18 protein-coding genes are annotated in these 20,870 nt (G+C 40.4%); 12 read left to right on the top strand and 6 right to left on the bottom strand.

The genetic code is table 11. From position 1 onward, the window contains the following. The first annotated feature begins 16 nt into the window (after nucleotides 1-16). Nucleotides 17-331, top strand: a complete 315-nt coding sequence (locus tag AA637_RS02085; protein WP_069791973.1) for a nucleotidyltransferase family protein — start codon at nucleotides 17-19, stop codon at nucleotides 329-331. Then, complete coding sequence (locus tag AA637_RS02090; protein WP_446683683.1) at nucleotides 315-653, top strand: HepT-like ribonuclease domain-containing protein; 339 nt, start codon at nucleotides 315-317, stop codon at nucleotides 651-653. The genes AA637_RS02085 and AA637_RS02090 overlap by 17 nt, the downstream gene beginning before the upstream one ends. Nucleotides 654-820: 167 nt before the next feature. On the opposite strand, the gene AA637_RS02095 is transcribed toward AA637_RS02090, so the two are convergent. Continuing rightward, complete coding sequence (locus tag AA637_RS02095) at nucleotides 821-1,348, bottom strand: tetratricopeptide repeat protein (RefSeq protein ID WP_446683684.1); 528 nt, start codon at nucleotides 1,346-1,348, stop codon at nucleotides 821-823. Nucleotides 1,349-1,494: 146 nt separating this feature from the next. Here AA637_RS02095 and AA637_RS02100 point away from each other — a divergent pair, with 146 nt between their 5' ends. The 4 genes from AA637_RS02100 (at nucleotide 1,495) to AA637_RS02115 (ending at nucleotide 6,052) form a co-directional block, all read left to right on the top strand. Continuing rightward, nucleotides 1,495-2,418 carry a TIGR04168 family protein gene (locus AA637_RS02100; protein WP_446683685.1) on the top strand — a complete coding sequence of 308 codons (924 nt, stop codon included), beginning with the start codon at nucleotides 1,495-1,497 and terminating at the stop codon, nucleotides 2,416-2,418. 81 nt (nucleotides 2,419-2,499) lie between these two features. Further along, the gene (gene aroC / locus AA637_RS02105; RefSeq protein WP_446683686.1) at nucleotides 2,500-3,594 is read left to right on the top strand and encodes a chorismate synthase; all 1,095 of its coding nucleotides are present in this window, start codon (nucleotides 2,500-2,502) and stop codon (nucleotides 3,592-3,594) included. 133 nt (nucleotides 3,595-3,727) lie between these two features. Further along, complete coding sequence (locus tag AA637_RS02110) at nucleotides 3,728-4,957, top strand: NAD(P)/FAD-dependent oxidoreductase (RefSeq protein ID WP_446683687.1); 1,230 nt, start codon at nucleotides 3,728-3,730, stop codon at nucleotides 4,955-4,957. Between the two features lie 123 nt (nucleotides 4,958-5,080). Further along, on the top strand, nucleotides 5,081-6,052 hold the full coding sequence (locus tag AA637_RS02115; RefSeq protein WP_446683688.1) for an NmrA family NAD(P)-binding protein: 972 nt from the start codon (nucleotides 5,081-5,083) through the stop codon (nucleotides 6,050-6,052). 49 nt (nucleotides 6,053-6,101) lie between these two features. Here AA637_RS02115 and AA637_RS02120 read toward each other — a convergent pair whose 3' ends face one another. Next, a complete protein-coding gene (locus tag AA637_RS02120; protein ID WP_446683689.1) occupies nucleotides 6,102-7,013 on the bottom strand; it encodes an AAA family ATPase in 912 nt (303 codons plus the stop codon). A 101-nt stretch (nucleotides 7,014-7,114) separates the two neighbouring features. Here AA637_RS02120 and rsfS point away from each other — a divergent pair, with 101 nt between their 5' ends. The 3 genes from rsfS to AA637_RS02135 all read left to right on the top strand — a co-directional run bounded on the left by rsfS (nucleotide 7,115) and on the right by AA637_RS02135 (nucleotide 9,187). Further along, a complete protein-coding gene (gene rsfS / locus AA637_RS02125; RefSeq protein ID WP_446683690.1) occupies nucleotides 7,115-7,549 on the top strand; it encodes a ribosome silencing factor in 435 nt (144 codons plus the stop codon). A gap of 162 nt (nucleotides 7,550-7,711) precedes the next feature. Beyond that, nucleotides 7,712-8,197, top strand: a complete 486-nt coding sequence (locus tag AA637_RS02130; protein WP_446683691.1) for a CGLD27 family protein — start codon at nucleotides 7,712-7,714, stop codon at nucleotides 8,195-8,197. 36 nt (nucleotides 8,198-8,233) lie between these two features. After that, nucleotides 8,234-9,187 carry an asparaginase gene (locus tag AA637_RS02135; protein ID WP_446683692.1) on the top strand — a complete coding sequence of 318 codons (954 nt, stop codon included), beginning with the start codon at nucleotides 8,234-8,236 and terminating at the stop codon, nucleotides 9,185-9,187. 94 nt (nucleotides 9,188-9,281) lie between these two features. Here AA637_RS02135 and AA637_RS02140 read toward each other — a convergent pair whose 3' ends face one another. Continuing rightward, nucleotides 9,282-12,542 carry an efflux RND transporter permease subunit gene (locus tag AA637_RS02140; RefSeq protein WP_446683693.1) on the bottom strand — a complete coding sequence of 1,087 codons (3,261 nt, stop codon included), beginning with the start codon at nucleotides 12,540-12,542 and terminating at the stop codon, nucleotides 9,282-9,284. A gap of 252 nt (nucleotides 12,543-12,794) precedes the next feature. Here AA637_RS02140 and AA637_RS02145 point away from each other — a divergent pair, with 252 nt between their 5' ends. The 3 genes from AA637_RS02145 to AA637_RS02155 all read left to right on the top strand — a co-directional run bounded on the left by AA637_RS02145 (nucleotide 12,795) and on the right by AA637_RS02155 (nucleotide 15,816). Next, nucleotides 12,795-13,064, top strand: a complete 270-nt coding sequence (locus AA637_RS02145; RefSeq protein ID WP_069791961.1) for a YciI family protein — start codon at nucleotides 12,795-12,797, stop codon at nucleotides 13,062-13,064. A gap of 129 nt (nucleotides 13,065-13,193) precedes the next feature. Beyond that, nucleotides 13,194-14,423 (top strand): ATP-dependent 6-phosphofructokinase, encoded by a 1,230-nt coding sequence (locus tag AA637_RS02150; RefSeq protein ID WP_446683694.1) that lies wholly within the window; start codon nucleotides 13,194-13,196, stop codon nucleotides 14,421-14,423. A gap of 52 nt (nucleotides 14,424-14,475) precedes the next feature. Continuing rightward, nucleotides 14,476-15,816: a gluconeogenesis factor YvcK family protein gene (locus AA637_RS02155; RefSeq protein ID WP_446683695.1), complete on the top strand. Its 1,341-nt coding sequence runs from the start codon at nucleotides 14,476-14,478 to the stop codon at nucleotides 15,814-15,816. Nucleotides 15,817-15,864: 48 nt separating this feature from the next. Here the strand turns inward: AA637_RS02155 and AA637_RS02160 are convergent, their stop codons facing one another. The 3 genes from AA637_RS02160 to AA637_RS02170 form a co-directional block, all read right to left on the bottom strand. Then, nucleotides 15,865-16,260, bottom strand: a complete 396-nt coding sequence (locus tag AA637_RS02160; protein WP_446683696.1) for a DUF309 domain-containing protein — start codon at nucleotides 16,258-16,260, stop codon at nucleotides 15,865-15,867. Between the two features lie 116 nt (nucleotides 16,261-16,376). Further along, entirely contained in the window at nucleotides 16,377-18,539 is a 2,163-nt protein-coding gene (locus tag AA637_RS02165) for a polyribonucleotide nucleotidyltransferase (protein WP_446683697.1), read from the bottom strand. Nucleotides 18,540-18,680: 141 nt separating this feature from the next. Beyond that, nucleotides 18,681-20,858: a lytic transglycosylase domain-containing protein gene (locus tag AA637_RS02170; RefSeq protein ID WP_446683698.1), complete on the bottom strand. Its 2,178-nt coding sequence runs from the start codon at nucleotides 20,856-20,858 to the stop codon at nucleotides 18,681-18,683. Between the last annotated feature and the right edge of the window lie 12 nt (nucleotides 20,859-20,870).

Here is a 20,870-nt window from a genome sequence, read left to right on the forward strand (position 1 = left end):
TACATAATATAAAAATATGACTACTGTAGTAAATAGTAAAAAAGATATTTTTACTCTATTACAACTACATCAAGAAACCATTAAAAGTTATGGTGTTAAAAGATGTGGTTTATTTGGTTCATTTAGTAGGGGAGAGGCTACGGAAAATAGTGATATTGATTTGTTAGTAGAATTTGAACCTGAGTTAAAAAAATTTAAAAACTTTATCAATTTAGCCTTTTTCTTGCAAGATTTATTTGGGCGTAAAGTAGATGTTTTAACTCCAGAGTCATTAAGTCCTATTTTTGGTCATAGAATATTAGCAGAGGTAGAGTATGTCATATTTTCCTGAAGATTATTTAGGTCATATTTTGCTTAAAACTTCTTTTATTCTTGATGCCTCAAAAGACATAGATAAGGAAACTTTTTTGCAAAATCCTGTTTTAACAAGAGCGATTATTCGCAGTTTGGAAATTATTGGAGAGGCTACAAAAAGATTATCTAATGATTTTAGGATAAAATATCCACAAATTTCATGGAAAGAAATGGCGGGGATGAGGGATATATTAATTCATGAATATTTCGGAGTAGATTATAATTTGGTTTGGGATGTGATTATGGACGATATTCCTACTCTTGAGAAGAAAATTCAAGCTATATTAAAAGATTTATAAGATAATTAACAATTAACCGTAAGAGATTAAAGCTAATCACCTTATTATCTTCTATTTTTGTTACTAAAAAACCAAATTCTTAACTCCTAATATTTATTCTATTTTTGTTGGGCTTAGGAAACAAAACCCAACCTATCAGTTAATTATATTTAAGTTTTTAAACAATGTTATTGAGGAACAAATCTTTTTTCGAGGGATTCTACCCTACGTTTTGCCACAGAGTTTTTAGCATCAATTTTTAATACTTCTTTATATACTTCTAATGCCTGGGCTGTTAGTTGTTTTTTCTCATATACGTTACCTAAATTATTAAGGGCGATCGCATATTCAGGGTACAATTTAATGGCTTCTTTATAGTTACGAATAGCAATGTCATATTGTTCTTGGGAAAAATGAGCAAAACCTAAAGCGTTGTAGATTAAGGCTTTATTTTCTCCTTCAATATCATCGGATGCTTTTAAGGCTCTTTGTAATAATTGTACTGCTTGAACATAGAGTTTTTTATCCAGATAAATACCAGCTAATTCATAGTATTCTTCGGGAGTTCCTCTTTCTTTTGTGAGTCTTTTTTGTAAGCTAGAAAATCTATTTTCTACTTTTCTTGTTTTGAGAATTTGCCTTAATAAAAGAACTGCAACAATGGTCAAAATTCCAAGTAAAATAGAAATATAAACTACTGGAAGATTCTCATTCATAGTAAAAGTTTGTTAATATATTCATTTTTATTACTTTGATATATTATCACATTCAGACCTTTTTATAATCCTGAGAATTAGGGTACAACTTTTGTTAATTTTAAGTAACAATATTAAGAAAAGTAAATTAAAAGTATATTAATTTAATGGTGAATAAAAAAATAAAAGTTGCAGTTATTGGAGATGTTCATGATCAATGGAATGAAATAGACCATCAAATTCTTACCTTTTTAGGGATTGATTTAGTGTTGTTTGTGGGGGATTTTGGTAATGAATCCCTTGAGGTTGTGGGGCAGGTGGCAAAGTTGGAAATTCCGAAGGCAGTAATTTTGGGTAATCACGATGCTTGGTATTCGGCGACGGAATGGGGCAGAAAAAAGTCTCCCTATGATCATAGCAAAGAGGATCGTGTACAGCAACAGTTAGATTTGTTGGGGAATGCCCATGTGGGTTATGGGGAGTTAGATTTTCCTGATTTAGGGTTGTCGGTGGTAGGAAGTCGTCCTTTTAGCTGGGGTGGCTCAAAGTGGAAGTGTAAGGAGTTTTATGCCCAACGGTATGGGGTATCTAGTTTTGAAGATTCTAGTCAAAAGATTTTTGCTCAATGTCAAAAAACGACCCAATCTAATGTTATCTTTATCGGGCATAATGGCCCTTTTGGCTTGGGGGCAAATCCAGAGGATACTTGCGGTAAGGATTGGAATCCCATTGGGGGTGATTTTGGAGATCCTGATTTTCAAAGTGCGATCACAAAGTGGCGCTGCGCGATCGCCCTTAGCCGTCCATTAGACAAACATATCAGCCTTGTTACCTTTGGACATATGCACCATCGCCTAAGACACACCAAAGAAAGACTGAGAACCATTGTTAACCGAGATCAACATAATACTATATATCTTAACGCCGCCTCCACCCCCCGCATCCAAGAAATAGGAGGTATTAAAACCCATAACTATTCTATCGTTACCTATGAACAAAATCAGATTACAGACATATCCCTTCTGTGGGTGAATCAAAACCTAGAAATAGTTTCTAGTACTCCCTTATTTACTCCCATCGGAATCCATTGACAATGGACAATGAACCATGAACAATGGATATAGCGTATAAAAACTTTATTATTCCACAACCTTTACATTACCTTTTTATAAATGAGCAGTATCTTTGGTGAATTATTTAGAATCTCCACCTTTGGGGAATCCCATGGGGGCGGAGTTGGTGTTGTCATTGATGGTTGCCCCCCTCGTATCGAGATTAGTGCCGAAGAAATTCAAGAGGATTTGAACCGTAGAAAGCCAGGGCAAAGTAAGATTACCACCCCCCGCAAAGAATCAGACTTATGCGAAATCGTATCAGGGGTTTTTGAAGGTAAAACCCTAGGCACTCCCATCGCCATCTTAGTCAGAAATAAAGATGCTAGATCTCAAGATTACGATGAAATGGCGGTAAAATATCGCCCTTCCCATGCTGATGCCACCTATGACGCAAAATATGGTATCCGTAACTGGCAGGGTGGGGGGCGCTCTTCTGCCCGTGAAACCATTGGTAGAGTAGCCGCAGGGGCGATCGCCAAGAAAATACTTAAACAAATAGCAGGGGTAGAAATCATCGCCTACGTCAAAAGCATCAAAGACATAGAAGCCAATAACATCAACCAAGATACCGTCACCCAAGAGCAAGTAGAAAGTAATATCGTCCGTTGCCCCGACAGCGTCACTGCTGAAAAAATGATCGACCTCATCGACGAAATTCGCAAAGAAAAAGACTCCCTCGGAGGTACCCTCGAATGTGTCGTCAGAAACGTCCCCAGAGGACTAGGAGAGCCAGTATTTGACAAGCTAGAAGCAGATTTGGCTAAAGCCATCATGTCCCTACCTGCCACCAAAGGCTTTGAAATTGGCTCAGGTTTTGCAGGTACCACCCTCACAGGAAGCCAACACAATGACGAATTTTACCTTGACGATGACGGCAACCCCCGCACCACCACCAATCGCTCAGGGGGCATTCAGGGGGGCATCAGCAACGGTGAAAACATCGTTATAAGAGCCGCCTTCAAACCCACTGCCACCATCGGCAAAGAGCAAAAAACCGTCAGTAAAGAAGGAGAAGAAACCACCCTCGCCGCCAAAGGAAGACATGATCCCTGTGTACTACCCAGAGCAGTACCAATGGTAGAAGCCATGGTTGCCCTTGTACTATGTGATCATCTTATGCGCCACCATGCACAATGTAATTTAGTAGATTAGGGAATGGGCAATGAGCATTGGTAAGAATATATTAACCAGACAATTTTTACTGTCATTCAGTCATCTTTAAATCATGATTAAACAATATTCAATTATTTTTCCCCCTTATTAAGGGGGGCTAGGGGGGATCAAAATGAATCAAAAAATAATCATCATTGGCGGAGGGGCAGCGGGATTTTTTGGGGCTATTAGTGCCGCCACCCATCAACCCCAAGCAGAAATAACCATCCTAGAAGCCAGCAAGCAACTACTAGACAAAGTAAAAATATCTGGGGGCGGTAGATGTAACGTTACTCACCACTGCTTTAACCCCAGTCAACTAATTACTAACTACCCCCGTGGAGGTAGAGAATTAAGGGGTCCATTTTCCCGTTTTCAACCCCAAGACACCGTTAAATGGTTTACCGATAAAGGAGTTAAATTAAAAACCGAAGCGGATGGGCGGATGTTTCCCATCACCGATGACTCACAAACTATTATTGATTGCCTTGTCAATACCGCCAAATCATTGGGTATAAAAATCAAAACCCAAACTTTTGTTAAAAGTATTAAAAAAGTCGAAAATCAGTTTATCATCACTCTCAAATCAGGGGCTGAATTTCAAGCAGATAAAGTTTTAATTGCCACAGGCAGTAATAAATTAGGTTATCAATGGGCTGAATTTTTAGGACATAGTATTAAAACTCCTACTCCGTCATTATTTACCTTCAAAATTAATGATCCAAGAATTAAAAACTTAGCTGGTATTAGTTCCGAAAATGTTCATATTCAGTTAAAACAAAAAAAAGGTAAAAAGTTAGAACAACAAGGCCCTTTGTTAATTACCCATTGGGGAGTAAGTGGACCTGCTGTGCTTAAGTTATCTGCTTGGGGAGCAAGGATATTGTATGAGAATAACTACAAAATGGAGTTAATTATTAACTGGCTACCCCAGAAGAATCCAGAGGTTATAAAAGCTGAATTAAATCAACTAAAAGTAAATCATCCTAAACAAAAAGTTACTAATTATAATGGTTATAATTTATCTAAAAGATTATGGCAAAGTTTAGTTGATTATAGTTTATTAAATAATGATAAAATTTGGGCAGAAATTACTAAAAAAGAACTAGAAAAGTTAGCCATGGAGTTAACAAGGGGAGCTTATAAAATAGAAGGGAGAGGAGTTTTTAAAGATGAGTTTGTAACCTGTGGCGGCGTTTCCCTCAAAGAAATTGATTTTAAAACTATGGAAAGTAAAAAATGTAAAGGGCTTTATTTTGCAGGGGAAGTGTTAGACATTGATGGGGTTACGGGAGGTTTTAACTTTCAAAATGCTTGGACAACGGGCTGGTTATTTGGGCAACATTTAATCTCATCAATATGATTAATGATAAATATCTAACGATACTATTCCCTGTTCTCTATTTCATTAAAAAAATTAAATAAGAGCTTTTCTGATAAAATCTTAATGAAAGTTTAAAATATGTAAAATAAATTAATAATTATAATGAAAATATTAGTAGTTGGAGCAACAGGCACACTGGGAAGACAAATTGTGCGCCATGCCCTCGACAATGATTATCAAGTACGTTGTTTGGTAAGAAATACTAGCAAAGCTAGTTTCTTGAAAGAGTGGGGCGCCGACTTAATTATCGGTGATATTTGCGATGCAGAAACTTTGCCACCAGCTTTGGAGGGAGTTGATGTGGTAATTGATGCGGCTACCACAAGGGCAACAAGCTCATTAAGTATTAAGCAGGTGGATTGGCAGGGTAAGGTTAATTTAATTCAAGCTACCCAAGAAGCTGACATTAAACGTTATATTTTCTTCAGTATTATTAATGCCAAGGAATTTGAGAATGTTCCTTTGATGAATATTAAATATTGTACTGAGTTATTTTTACAAGAATCTGGGTTAGACTATACTATTTTCCAATTAGCTGGATTTATGCAGGGTTTGATTCCTCAGTATGGTATTCCTATTTTGGATAATCAGCCTGTGTGGGTGAGTGGAGAAAATACTCCCATTGCTTATATGAATAGTCAGGATGTAGCAAAATTTGTAATCAAAGCCCTTGAGATTCCAAGCACTGAGAAGCAAACTTACCCTATTATGGGCGATCGCGCCTGGAGCGGAGAAGAAATAATATCATTATGTGAAAGACTATCAGGAAAAGAAGCCAAAGTATCCCGTATTCCTATTGGATTACTAAGATTTTTAAGGGGTTTGACTCGTTGTTTTGGCTGGACATTGAACGCTTCAGACCGTCTCGCTTTTGCTGAAGTAATAGCTGGTGGTAAACCCATGAATGCCCCCATGGACAACGTATATGAGACATTACAGGTTGATAGAGATGATATTACCAAACTAGAAGAATATTTACAAGAATACTTCACTCGTATTATGAAAAAAGTGAAAGAAATTGATTTTGAGCAAAGCAAGAAAAAAAAGAAAAAGAAAAGCAGTTTCTTCAAATAGAGTTGCCACAAAAGACCATGGAGTAGGGTGGGCCTGGCCCACCAAAGCACTAAGATAAAGGAACAGTACGTAAAAGGCGATCGATAATTACCTTGGGATTTCTTCCCCCCCTAGCAATCAAACGATGAGCCAACACATGGGGGGCTAAAAACTTCACATCATCAGGGGTTCCATATTCCCTACCCTCAATAAAAGCAAGGGCTTGGACGGCTTTTTGCATAGCCGACGTACCCCTAGGACTTACCCCCAAACTAATCTCATCATCATTCCTAGAGGTAGTTACCAAATCAACAATATATCTTTGTAACTCAGGGGCTACCTTAATTTTTTGGCAGGATTTTTGTAAATCGATGACATCCTCCAAGGAAAGGCAAGGGGTTAAATCATCCCCTATCCAACCCTTATCCAATTGTTTTTGTAACATCAAAAGTTCCTCTTCGGGGGAAGGATAACCCACACTCAGGGAGATAGTAAAACGATCCATTTGTGCTTCTGGTAGAGGAAATGTCCCCTGATATTCCACGGGGTTTTGGGTGGCGATGACAAAGAAAGGATTAGGCACATTACGAGCCTCACCATCTACAGTAATTTGTTTTTCTTCCATGACCTCTAGTAAAGATGATTGAGTTCGAGGGGTAGCACGGTTAATTTCATCGGCAAGAAGAATATTAGCAAAAGCAGGGCCTGGTAAAAATTCAAATTCCCTACTGCTAGGATTCCAAATATTCGTCCCCGTCACATCACTAGGCAATAAATCGGGGGTACATTGGACTCTTTGGAACCTGCCATTAATAGACTTGGCGAGGGATTTTGCCAATAAGGTTTTACCAACCCCCGGAACGTCTTCAAGCAGGGCATGACCACCACTGAGGAGGGCTACCATAACTAATTTTATCGGTTCTTCTTTACCCACGATCGCACGGGCTAAATTTTCTTGGAGGGCGGTAATTTTTTCTCTCATGGAGGCACTATGAATGGATTTTATCTCCTAATTATAGCAACGGTTCACCTTCTGCAAAGGATGGTTATAATAAGAAAAAATAGAGTGTATATTATTTTTGAATGACTAAATCTGATCTACAAATAGAGCATCAATCAAATCCACCCACCGACAATGTAAACAGACCTTTTGACAGTAAAGAATTAGCTTTTATTATTGCTGATGCCGCGGACGATCGCAAGGGTACGGACATCAAAATTTTAGATGTATCTGAATTATCATATCTGGCGGATTATTTTGTTATTATTACTGGTTTTTCTGTTCCCCAACTAAGGGCCATTTCCGTATCTATTGAAGGAAAAGTAAACGACCAAATGGGCATCGAACCTATGAGGGTAGAAGGAAAAGGCGAGGGTAATTGGATTTTACATGATTATGGTGATGTGATTGCCCACATTTTATTACCCGAAGCTCGTGAATATTATGGTTTAGAAGCATTTTGGGGCAGAGCTACAACCATCGACAACCACGAATGGATGAGCGATAATGAACAATGAAAAATGAACAATTATTCAATCTTACTACGGTAATATTTTTGCCACAAAAAATTTATAAGTAAAGCAGAAACGGGTAACGTAATAATAATTTACAATTGGTAATTGATGACTAATTTTTTCCGTTATTAATTATCCATTATCAATTATCCATTACTCATTATCATGTCATTTTGTCCTGTACCGGTTGAACAACAACCCGTTAACGAGTATCAAGAATTAGCTCAATCGTGGTTTTTTCAGTGGGTAACATTACCCAAAACTAAATTTTTTTCTAAATTATCAGGGGTTTGGAGTTTAAGTTTATTACTCACCGCCCCCATTTCTAGTGCTAGTTTTCCCCCCGATGAGCAAACTTTTCCTTTCCTTATTGCTAGCGCCCTAGGTTCGGGTTTATTCGTTGCTCTTGTTTTGGTAAGATTATACTTAGGTTGGAAGTATATAGGCGATCGCCTCAAGAAAACAAAAATAGTTTACGAAGAATCAAGCTGGTATGATGGACAAGTATGGGAAAAACCCCTAGAAATTTATAATAGAGACAGATTGATATTCAACTATCAAGTAGAACCAGTTTTAAAAAGATTAGAAAAAAGCGGTTTATTACTCATCGCCCTGATGGTGAGTGGTATCATCCTATTTTGGTTAATGTAAGCAAAAATCGACACACAAAATTAGACAAAATAATAAATGAGTAGATTAAAACGTAGTCCATTTCCCCCCCTAGAAGTACACCTCCTCCGAGAAGGTATCGTCGAATCTGTCCACCAAGTAGAAGTTACCGTTGCTGACGATAAAGGACGCACCCTGTGTGCAGCAGGAGATCCCGAAACCGTTGCTTTCACTCGCTCTGCCCTCAAACCCTTTCAAGCCCTAGCGGTATCTAGTACGGGAGTATTGGAAAGATTTGACCTCAACGATCAAGATTTGGCCATTATGTGTGCTTCTCACAAAGGTACCATAGAACAAGCTAGACAAGTATTTAATATTCTTTGGAAAGCAGATATTGATCCCAATGCCCTCAAATGCCCTATACCAGAGGGAAAAGATAGCCCTCTTCAGCATAATTGTTCGGGAAAACACGCTGGAATGTTAGCCGCCTGTCAGCAACGTAACTGGAGTTTAGAAAACTATTTTCATCGCTCAAATCCGATACAGAGTTTAGTATTAAAGAAAATTTCTGAACTGTTGGCAATGCCTTCTGATGAGTTGATGGCCGCTAGGGATGATTGCGGTGTACCCACCTATGCCCTACCCTTGTCCCAAATTGCTACCCTTTATGCCAAACTTGCCTGTGGTAGTAATATTGATTTAGAAAGGATTTTACGAGCTATGACCCACAATCCCCAAATGATAGCAGGGGAAGGGGCTTTTGATACAGAATTTATGACTCTTACCGAAGGTGCTTTGGTTAGTAAATCTGGGGCAGAAGGGTTACAGTGTATTGGTAATATTAGCCAAGATATGGGATTAGCCATCAAGGTATTAGATGGGGCGAGACGGGCAAAATATGCCGCCGCTATCCATGTATGTAAACAAATGGGCTGGATTTCCCCTGATGTGGCCGATAGATTAGGGGATAAATTCCTTAAAATTGACGAATATCGTCGTTTGGAAGTGGCTGGAGAATGTACTTTTGTTTAAGTTTTTTTATTTTTTCTTAATTAAATCTGCACAAACCCCCGCCTTCTTAAAATGATTTGTTGATACAAAAATGACAGGGGAGAGAAGTTAAAGCCTAAGTTAAAACCGTCTCCTCAGATGGCACAGACTCCTCCTCTGGTTCAGATTCTTGTTTAGAACCCACAAAAGAGAAATTAAGAGGCTCATGTAAGAGCATATATAAGCAAGGTATCAGGAATAAAGTTAACAAAGTTGCTAAGGATAAACCCCAAAAAACTACTATGCCAAGAGGCTGTAAAAATTCCCCTCCATCCCCTGCTCCTAAAGCCAGAGGATACATCCCCAATACCGTGGTAATGGTCGTCATCATAATAGGACGTAAACGCTGGGATGCCGCCTGAATCACACAATCACGACGACTGGGTTGAGAAATATTGGGATTTACTTTTTGCTCTTCGTATAGTTGATTTGCTAATTCCACCATGACAATAGCGTTATTAACCACAATTCCTACCAATAAGATAGCTCCTACAATCACCGTTGCACCCACAGGGGTTTCGGTGAAATATAATCCATAAATCCCCCCAGATAGGGCGAGGGGTAAGGTAAACATAATCACTAAAGGATCAATCAAAGAATTGTACTGTACTGCCATCACCACAAAGACAAGAAAACCAGCTAAACCTCCCAAAATGGGGAGAGAAGATTGTAACTCATCATTACTCTGTCTAGCATAACTAGGCAAAATTCTGATTCCTTGGGGTAAATCAATATTATCCATAATGGCATCAATTTCATCGAGGGCAGGACCTAGGTTTGCCCCTTCTGCCAAGTTGCCTGTAATAATATATACCTGTCTTTGGTTAATTCTTCGGATTTCAGAGGGGGCTTCCCCTGTTTCGATGGTTGCCACTTCCCCAAGGCGGATAAGGCGATTATCGTTGGTAAAAATAGGAATATCCCTTAAGTCATCAGCATTTCTAACTTGGTCTGAATCCAATTGTACATTTATATCTATCAACCGAGTACCCCTTTGTAGTTGGGTGGGTGTCACCCCACTCACGGAGGTGCGTAGGGAGTTGGTAAAGTCTTGGATTGTCAGATTAAAATCGGCTAACCGAGCGGGATTAGGACGAATAACTACTTCTGGTTGACGAGGATCACTGTCGGGAGTAAAGTCTGATAGGGTTGCTTCTTGATCTAAAGTACTAATAATTCTTGATCCTGCTTCTTCTAGGGTGTTTTGGTCGCTTCCTTGTAAAACAACATCTACATCTGCCCTAACGGGAGAGTTATTGAGGTTTAGCCCCCTAACGCTACCAGGAAAAGCACGAATCCTTATATCTACTAAATTCATCTGGGCAAATTCCCGATTTATTCTCCCTGCAAATTCCTCTACATTTGTACCAGGTTTGAGGGTAATATCACTAGAACCCCTTAACACGTTTTCTGAGGTATTTGCTCCAAATAGCCCCCCCCCTGCGGTGGTAAAAGCATATTCTGTTTCGGGTTGGGCTTGGATGATTTCATCTACTAAGGCCATTACTCTGCGGTTAGTGGCCAGGGTGGTTTCGGTGGGAAAACCGACTCTAACGTTAACTTGTCCTGTGTTGATTGATGGTAATATTTCTTGGGGTAATTGTTGGGCGAGGTTGAAGCTAACTCCCCCCAAACTTAAAAAGATGATGGTGACGAATATCCAACGGATGTTGACTAAAAAGCCAAGGGTTGATTTATATTGTCGGTTGAGTTTGTCAAAGGTTTTATTAAACCAATAAATGACAAAGAATCTATTAATGTTGCTACTCCATGGCACGGCAAGGAGTCGGGAGGTGAGCATGGGTACAATAGTTAAGGCGACCACAATGGACGCTGCGATCGCAAAGCTGATGGTTAACACTAATTCACTGAAGAGTAAAGAAAGTAAACCACCAATTAAAAGGAAAGGTAACACCGCTACCAAGTTGGTGCTAGTGGAGGCAATGAGGGCAGATTCTACTGTAGAAGCACTGGCGATGGACTTTTCAATGACTTGATTTTTCCAAAAACCAGACTTTTTAATTCTGCGATTGGCAGGAACTTTTGTCACCTCTTCTGTACCCCCCACAAGGGTTTCGAGCATCACAATGGAGTTATCTACCACAATACCCACTCCAAGGGCTAATCCTCCGAGGCTGAAAACGTTAAGAGAAAAACCAGAAAGGCGCATCATAATAATGGCGGCAAGGGTAGCGAGGGGAATAGATACTACGATAATGAAAGTTTGACGCAGAGAGCCTAAAAAAAGTAAAACGGCGATCGCCGCTAGTCCAGCACCCGTTAACCCCGCCATAATCACATTATCAATAGCATTCTCAATAAAAATCGACTCATCGAGGGTAGGTAAAAACTCAATGCCATTGGGCAAAATGGTACCCCTTTGTAACTCCTCAAGGCGTTGCTTGACACTCTCAATCACCTCGATAGTATTTGCATCAGGTTGCTTTTGTACACTTACTTTTACCGCAGGTACACCATTGAGAGTAACAAAAACCCGTTGGTCTTGGCTACCATCAACCACTTGGGCAAACTCCCGTAGATAAACCCTACGACCATTTTCCCCACTACTAAAAGAAAGATTATCTAAAACTTCTGCCGAAGAAAACTTACCAGCCACTCTGGTTAAAGGTTCGTTATTTTCCCCTAAAAGCCTTCCCCCTGTAATGTCTTGGTTAGCAGAATCAAGCTCATTTAAAACTGTGTTCAAGTTCACCCCAAGAGCCTGAAGACGGCTTAAATCAATCTCGATTGTTACTTCCTCATTGACACCTCCAGAAACATCCACCGAAGCAACCCCCGGCACAATAGTTAATTCTCTGGCAATTTCCTCTTCTGCCAAAATCCTTAAATCCAAAACACCCAGATTCTCCGATGTCATGGCAAACTCATATACAGGTAGTTGAGAAGGATCAAATTTGAATAGCCTAATATTATCCAGATTATCGGGTAATCTTCCCCTAGCACGGTTAAAAGAAGCCGTAGCATCATTAAGGGCTTGATCAATGTTGCCTCCTACCCTAAAAAATAAATCAAGGCTTACGCTATCTTCCCTTGTACGAGAGTAAATTTGTTCTAGTCCTTCCGTAGCTGATAATGCTTCTTCAAGAGGACGAGTAATCTCTTCTATGGCAACCTCTGGGGCGATACCGTTGGTACTTACCCTAACCCCGATGCGAGGATAGGTAATGGAAGGCAATAAGTCCACGGCGATGTTGTTTATGAAAAATAAACCTATTACCATTAGTGCTAATGTCAGCATGATTGTACCTATGTGACGGCGAATGGCAACACCGCTGATACTGAAGCCTTGACTGGGATTATTTGTGTTTGATTTCATTGTTTGAGGGGATAAAGTTTAAAAAACTTAACATTAACTTAACACATTGATTTTAAGAGCTATCAAAACTCTTGAGCCTTTAGACTGAAAGGATAAGAAAAAGGTTTATAAATAGGGTGCGCTGAATAGGCTGATGGTAGAGATAGATTAGTAACTAAAGGCATTTCCTTACTGAAAACACATTATATTCTGAAAAGTACTCTCCACTAATTGATAAAATAAACAGTCTGATTATCATTTCAATAAATAACCATGGCAAAATACATTTTATTCGGTAGTTATTGTGAAAATGCGTTGGAAAAAAGAACTCCCTATCGTCAGGCACACTTAGACGGTTTGGCAAAACAAAAAGAAGAAGGAATTTTGATCACCTTAGGCCCCACGAAGGATAACACTAAGGTATTTGGGATTTATGAAGCAGAAACTGAAGCTAATGTTAAAAACTTGATTGAATCTGATCCCTATTGGCAGAATGGTATTTGGACAGATTATGAAGTAAAAGAATGGATACAAGCATTTTAAATAATTAACAATGGACAATTAAACTTCATTCAATCAATTCTTTTTTGTTCAATATGTTGTTAATTTTGTTGGGTTTTATTTTTAAACCCAACTTACAATAATCTTAATCTGTGAATCTATGTAATAAATATGAGTCAGAAAAAAAGAATTGGAATTTTGACGAGTGGGGGAGATTGTCCTGGTTTAAATGCCATTATCCGTGCGGTGGTTAAGTATGCTACCCGAAAAAGTTGGGAGGTGTTTGGTATTCCTAGGGGTACAGATGGATTTGTGGACATTGTGGAAGGAAGCCTGAAAATTGAAGATTTACGATTAAAAGATCATGGCTATGATATACCAGGGGTATTGCAGGGGTTGGACGTTTTGCAATTTATGAGTGGTAGTGTTTTAGGCTCTATTAGTCGCGGTAATGTTAAAAATGAGAATGTGACGGAGTCTATTTTGGCGGGTTATCGTCAGTTGGGTTTAGATGCCCTCATAGCTATTGGGGGAGATGGCAGTTTAGATATTATTTATGATTTGGCGAAAAAGGGTGATTGGAATTTGGTGGTAATTCCTAAAACTATTGATAATGATGTGGCATTTACCGAACGTTCAGTAGGTTTTGATACTGCCCGAAATACTGTCACCCAAGCCCTCTATGATTTAACTTTCACTGCGGCTAGTCATGAGCGCATTATGGTGGTGCAGGTGATGGGGCGTGATGCTGGACATTTAGCACTTCATTCGGGCATTGCGGGGGGGGCTGATTGTATTTTAATTCCCGAATTGACTCCCCAGTTAACCGATAATATTATTGATGGTATGACTCAGTATATCGCTAAGTTAAGGTGCGATCGCCGCAAGTTCGCCTTGATAGTGATTTCTGAAGGAGTAAGGGGATTAAAAGGGGAAAAGGATTCTTATATTGCCGAAACCCTTGCCCACCTATTAAAAGAAGCTAGTCATCGCCTCTGTGCCACAGGAGATGAGCGTTACTGTGGTTTAGACCAAGTAGATACTAGAGCAACGATATTAGGGCATTTACAACGTTGTGGGGTGCCTAGCTCGTTCGATCGCATTTTAGCCACCCTTTTCGGCATCAAAGCCCTACATTTGATTGAGGAAGAAAGATATAATCGCCTTATTATTTGGCAAAATGGCACCGTAGAAAGTAAATCCCTAGAGCAGATTATGCCCTTAATTAAATGGTGTCACCAAGAAAAAACCTGCCCATCTCCTGTGGATCCTGAAGGTTTTATGGTGCGCACTGCCCTATCATTAGGTATATATTTGGGAGATTCTCATTTATCGGCTACTATGAGTTTTGAAGATAATAATTTTTCAGATGCTCCCAAGCCTGTTTCGGAAGGAAGTTGATTTTTCTCCCTAGTATCCTCAAAGCCTTCCACCACTGAATTTATAAACTGATATGGGTAAAAACAACGATCGCAAAAAAAATAAGGGCTGGTATAGATGGCTATCTCCAGGCATTTCTGTAAAACGTTGGTTAGTTATCAGTTTATTAGGTGTGCTATTCACTCTCTTAGGATTGGCTATCTGGGTAAAGCTAACCCCAGTGAATCGTTTGATTGAGTTTTTAATTGATTTACTCAATGGCATCACCAATGTAATTCCCAATTATATCTCTGGGCCACTGGCTTTTTTTATCGGTATTTTTCTTTTATACTGGGGACAAAAGGGTGCTTTTGGTTCTATTACAGATGTCCTACAACCTGAAAATGATCAACAGTTGATTGATGTGTTGTGGAATCGTCGTCAGCGAAATAAGGGTATGAAAATTGTTGCCCTTGGGGGTGGTACAGGTTTATCAACTCTGTTGCGAGGAATCAAAAAGTATAGTGGTAATGTTACCGCAGTGGTGACGGTGGCTGACGATGGAGGCTCATCGGGGATTTTGCGTCGGGAGTTGGGGGTGTTGCCCCCTGGAGATATTCGTAATTGCATTGCCGCTTTAGCTAATGAGGAAACCCTATTAACGGAGTTATTTCAGTATCGTTTTCAGGAGGGGGAGGGATTAAAAAATCATAGTTTTGGCAATTTATTTTTGACGGCGATGACCGATATTACCCATGATTTGGAAAAAGGTATTGATGCTAGTGCCAAGGTGTTGGCTATTACGGGGCGGGTTTTACCTGCTACGTTAGATAACGTTACTTTATGGGCAAAATATGCCGATGGTTCTATGGTACATGGGGAGTCACAAATTCCCGAAAAACGACAAAAAATAGTTGATTTTGGTTGTAAGCCTCAGTTTCCGAAAGCTGTACCATCGGTGTTAAAGGCTATTGAACAAGCGGAATATATCATTTTAGGGCCAGGAAGTTTATATACCAGCGTGATTCCTAATCTATTGATACCTGAAATTAGAAGTGCGATCGCCCGTAGTTCTGTGCCTAAAATATATGTATGTAATATTATGACCCAACCAGGGGAAACCGATGGCTATACCGTGGCGGATCATATTCGTGCCATTGACACCATTTGTGGAGTACAATTATTCGATGCGGTATTAGTCCAAGGGCGATCGCCATCTGCCGATGCCTTGAGAGTATATGCCAATGAATATTCCCATCCCGTATATTTGGACAGGGAGGAAGTAAAAAAATTGGGCAGAAGAATCGTACAGGTTAACGTGATGAGTGAAAATCCTGACAACTTCAGCATCCGTCATGACCCTATTTTACTTAGTAAAGCCTTGATTAGATGGTATAGTCGCAGACCAAAATATAAATTTTGGGATAATGATTAATTAAAACAAAAAAACTATCTCTTGCCCTTAATTACTCCACTTTTTTACCTAAATACCATGAAGTTGAGGTAACTTTAGACCATTACTCCCCTTTTCCTCCAACAATTGCCCATAAAATATTTTTGTTTCTTCTGGGTCAATTTTTTGTAAAGCCATCAAAAGAGCATAACTATCATCAGTAAAAGCGAGAATATCTAAATCATAGTATGTGGGTTCAAACTCTGCTAACTTACAAATACCTTCCCCCAGTAAAATAGCCGCCCCGCGCCAATTACCATTACTAAGGTGATAGCAACCCACCGCAATTTGTAAAATACCTTGATAAAACTTTTTTTCCGTCTCAGGGGCTTCCATCCAAATTTCTTCTAGGGTGTCATGACAGGCATAAAATTCTCCTGTATTTAATTGATTAATTCCTTTTTGTAATTGTTTCGTTATGGTCATTTATCATCACCGAAAAAATAGGGGTTGAAAAGTTTTCAACCCTTTAAAATTAGACTTTTAATTGTTAGAAAAAAATAGGCAAAAAAACATTTTAAATCTAATTGCCTATCCAATTATTAAGCCTCAGCTTCTTGACGAGCTACCGCAGCTTGTTCTGGATGAATACCTAAACGGGTGAGGTTTAAACGTCCACGGTTATCAAAACCACGAATTTTTACCACAATTTCATCACCGATGTTCACCTCATCTTCCACTTTGCCGACTCTGTGTTCGGCTAGTTGGGAAATATGAATCATTCCTTCTTTGCCGGGTAAAACTTCCACAAAGGCGCCGATGTCAATGAGACGAGTTACTTTACCCAAATATACATCCCCTTCATTGAGTTTGCGGGTCATGGTTTGGATAATGCGCTTGGCTTGACTAGCTCTTTCGGCTTGTACAGCACAGATGGTAACGGTGCCATCATCGCTGATGTCGATTTTTGAGCCAGTTTGCTCGGTAATACTCTTGATGGTTTTACCCCCAGGCCCAATGACTAAACCAATCATTTCAGGATCAATTTTCATGGTCATCAAACGAGGAGCAAAGGGAGATAATTCCTTGCGGGGTTCGCCGATGGGTTTGAGCATTTCTTGGAGGATATGTAAACGGGCGGTTTTTGCCTGTCTGATGGCGTTAGCAATGGTTTCTAGCTCTAAACCAGTGATTTTCATGTCCATCTGGAGGGCGGTGATACCTTCATCGGTACCTGCCACTTTAAAGTCCATATCTCCTAGGAAGTCTTCTATGCCTTGAATATCGGTAAGGATGCGAACTTCATCCCCTTCTTTGATCAAGCCCATGGCGGCTCCGCTTACGGGTTTGGTGAGGGGTACTCCTGCATCCATTAGGGCGAGGGTAGAGCCACACACAGACCCCATGGAGGTTGATCCGTTGGAGGATAGCACCTCAGATACAACTCGAATCACATAGGGAAATTCTGCTTTGGGAGGTAGTACAGGAACGATCGCCCTTTCGGCTAAGGCACCATGTCCGATTTCCCGACGACCGGGCGATCGCAATGGTTTTGTTTCACCCACAGAATAAGGGGGGAAGTTGTAGTGGTGAAGATAGCGTTTTTCCACATCAGGATGAAGGTCATCGGCTAAATCTTGGGCATCTCCGGGGGTGCCGAGGGTAGCAATGGACAAGACTTGGGTTAAGCCCCTTTGGAAAAGACCACTACCATGAACCCTAGGGGGCAATAAACGTACCCGAGAAGAGATGGGGCGCACTTCATCAAGTTTACGTCCATCAACCCTAACGCCATCCTCAATAATTTGCAGACGCATTAGTTTTTTGGTCAACTGCTTAAAGAGGTTGCCTAATAGTTTAGGATTGTCGGTAATGGCCACCTTGATGGGATCTTCCTCTGGTAAAGGGGCGATCGCACTTTCTACCACATTAGCTTTAACCACATCGAGGGCTTCATCTCTGGCTTTTTTGTCAAAGTCAAAATTAGAAAGAACCTTCTTAATTTCGTCAGTACACTTATCAGCGATGAGCTTTTCAAGATCCACATTAGAATCCGCATCGGGTTTAGATTCCACCACCAATTCGATGCCCAACTCTTGGATTAAATCCTTTTGAGCCTGAATAAGTTCTAAAATTGCTTCATAACCAAAGTCGATGGCTTCGATAATGTCCTGCTCAGGAAGTTGATTTGCCCCGGCTTCCACCATGACAACCCCATCAGGAGTACCTGCCACCACAAGATCTAGATCGCCATTTTCAATTTCCTCGAAGGTGGGATTAATGATAAATTCATCTTTTACTAAACCAACCCTTACCGCCGCCATGGGGCCAGCAAAAGGAATTTGAGCCACCAAAGTAGCAATGGATGCCCCCGTTACTGCTAAAACGTCAGGAGGAACATTCTCATCCATGGATAGGGTAGCCGCCACAATTTGTAAATCATCCCTTAACCAAGAAGGAAAGAGAGGACGCATGGGGCGATCGATCAAACGACTGGTGAGAGTCGCTTTTTCTGGTGGTCTTCCCTCACGGCGTAAAAAACCTCCTGGGATACGTCCCGCTGCATATAATCTCTCCTCATAGTCAACGGTTAAAGGTAAAAAATCTATGCCTTCTCTGCCCTGAGAACGAGTGGCTGTAACGAAAACGGATGTTTCTCCTGCTTCGATTAATACTGATCCTCCTGCTTGAGGTGCTAACAACCCTACTTTTATTTTTATATCTCTTCCTTCAAAAAAAGATATTGACTTATCATATTCTTCCATTCAAGTTTTTCCTTATTCTTCATTTCTCTATCACCTAATGATCGTAGCACGGAGAACGTTAATTCATGGGGATAATTCTTGAATTAAGGTTTAACAGAGCATCGGCAATAGGGAATAGGCAATGGGCAATGGTGATTAACTTTAGCTGTCATTGCCAAAGTTAATTAAACCAGAGGTTTCGCTATCGGGTTGATAGAGGTTGACATAGTTCCAATAGTTGCCAAAAACCGTTTCTACATAACCTTTGGTTTCGGGAAAGGGGATATTTTCTACAAATTGATCAAAATCCCTGAGATCAAATCTTTCCATCCAACTATCTACATTGCTAGGTCCTGCGTTGTAACTGGCGATCGCCAAGAGGGAGTTATTGTCATATTTGCGGTGGGTATAATCTAAATACCACGTTCCCAAATTAATATTATCATTGGGGTCAGTCAAAGAATATTCCTCCAACTCAATTTGAGGGGCTATCCATTCCCCCGTGTCAGGCATCACCTGCATCAACCCTGTGGCTCCTACCGCAGACTGAATAAGGGGCTGAAACCTCGACTCTTGACGCATAAGAGCGGTAACAAGGAAAGGATTAAGGTTTCTTTGGGATGACCATTCCACAATCAAATCTTTGTAGGGCATGGGAAAAAGAGCGTACCAATATTCAGGACTACGGCGTAAAATTTGCCATTGGCGCAAATCATCAGGATTTTCTCTGGTGCTTAAACTCCAAATGAGACTGATACTTTGTAAATATTCTCCGTCCAGTTGTTTCAACACCCCTTGGGTAAATTGTTCCGTAACCGTTATATTATCAGGATCTGATAATTCTGCTTCAAAAAGGGCGATCGCATCTTCATCTTCCCCTAGCAAATATAACTCCTTAAACATCGTTGAACCTCCGGGGGGAATGGAGCGCACCGCAGGAAGTTCCACCTCAAAGGTTAAATCTCGCACCGTAGTAAAATCTCCCACCCCACGACCTAAACTAACTGCTGAACGCCAAGCATAATAAGAATGGGGATGTTCTTCTAAGACAAATTCAAAGGCCTTTTGGGCTTCCTCGGTTTGCCCCAAACTCTGTGCCCATTTACCTACCCAAAAAGACGCACGGGGGGTAATACTGGCTTCGGGATTATTAACACCAATTTCTTGCGCCCACTGCCAAGCGGAGACTAAATCATTATTTTGCACGAAATCTTGGGCAATTTGCCAACGAAAATCGGCAGCTTCATCGGATTGAGGATAATTACTAATAACTTGATTTCTCACTGCACTAGCTTCATCTCCTCTACCTTCACTACTTAGGAGAGCAAATTTTTGGTCTAGTGCTTCGGGGGCTTCATCAGGAAAGTTTTGAGCCACTTGATCTAAATAGCCTATGGCTTGATCCGTTGAAACAAGGGTGGCTAAGCGACGCAAACCTAGAGCGGTTTGAGGTTCGTTGGGGTATTCTTCAATCAGTTTTTGATAAGCGGGGATAGCAAGGGTTTCGGCTTCTCCTACCTGATAACCCCTAGCGATACGATAAAGATTTTCGGCACTAGAGGGGGCATTTTCGTAGGCTTCGGCACTTTTTCTAAATTGTCCTCTTGCCCAATAACCATCACCGATTATCTGCCATTGGGCTGGTTCTAATTCTTCTTGATAGTCACTGGTTAGTTTGTCTCGAAAGCCATCACTACGGGAACTTAAATCATATTGAGCGATGGTTAATAATAGTTCTTTTTGGTTGGGATTTTGGCCTAATAGTTCGTAAATAATTTCCTTTGTGCGTGGATGTTGGGGAAACTTGGCGATCGCCCTTTGCCAATATTCTGGCTCTTCTTGCCCAAGACGAAAATAACCCTCCACACTTACTGGGGAGTCGGGATAATCATTAATTAATTTTTCCCAATGCTGTTTCGCTCTTAAGTTATCGTTAGTTAACTCCAATGCCCTGCCCTGACGTAGGACAATGTAAGGGGCAACAATGGGATATTGATTCTCTAAATTTCTGAGATAATTCCACGCCTGTCCCCCGTCAAAATCGGTTCTAATTAAATCATTAGCCAGTAAATATCTAGCCCTAGCCCTATCTAAACTTGCCTCACTGCCATTGGCAATTTCCTCTAATCTTGCTTTTCTGTCTTCTGGACTAACATCCGCCAATTCCAATACCTCAGAAGGCGCATCAAGGCGATATTCTGGTCTTTCTTCTAGGCGAGGGGCTATGACATTATCCCACAAATTTCCCAACTGGGGCGTTAATATGGTGGCACCAATGATACCCACGATAAACAGTAGTATGGTAGATAGAGGCAGAATTAGTTTTTTACTTTTCTTCATAAATAGCTATAG

This window comes from Cyanobacterium sp. HL-69 (assembly GCA_002813895.1).
Classification (GTDB): Bacteria; Cyanobacteriota; Cyanobacteriia; order Cyanobacteriales; family Cyanobacteriaceae; genus Cyanobacterium.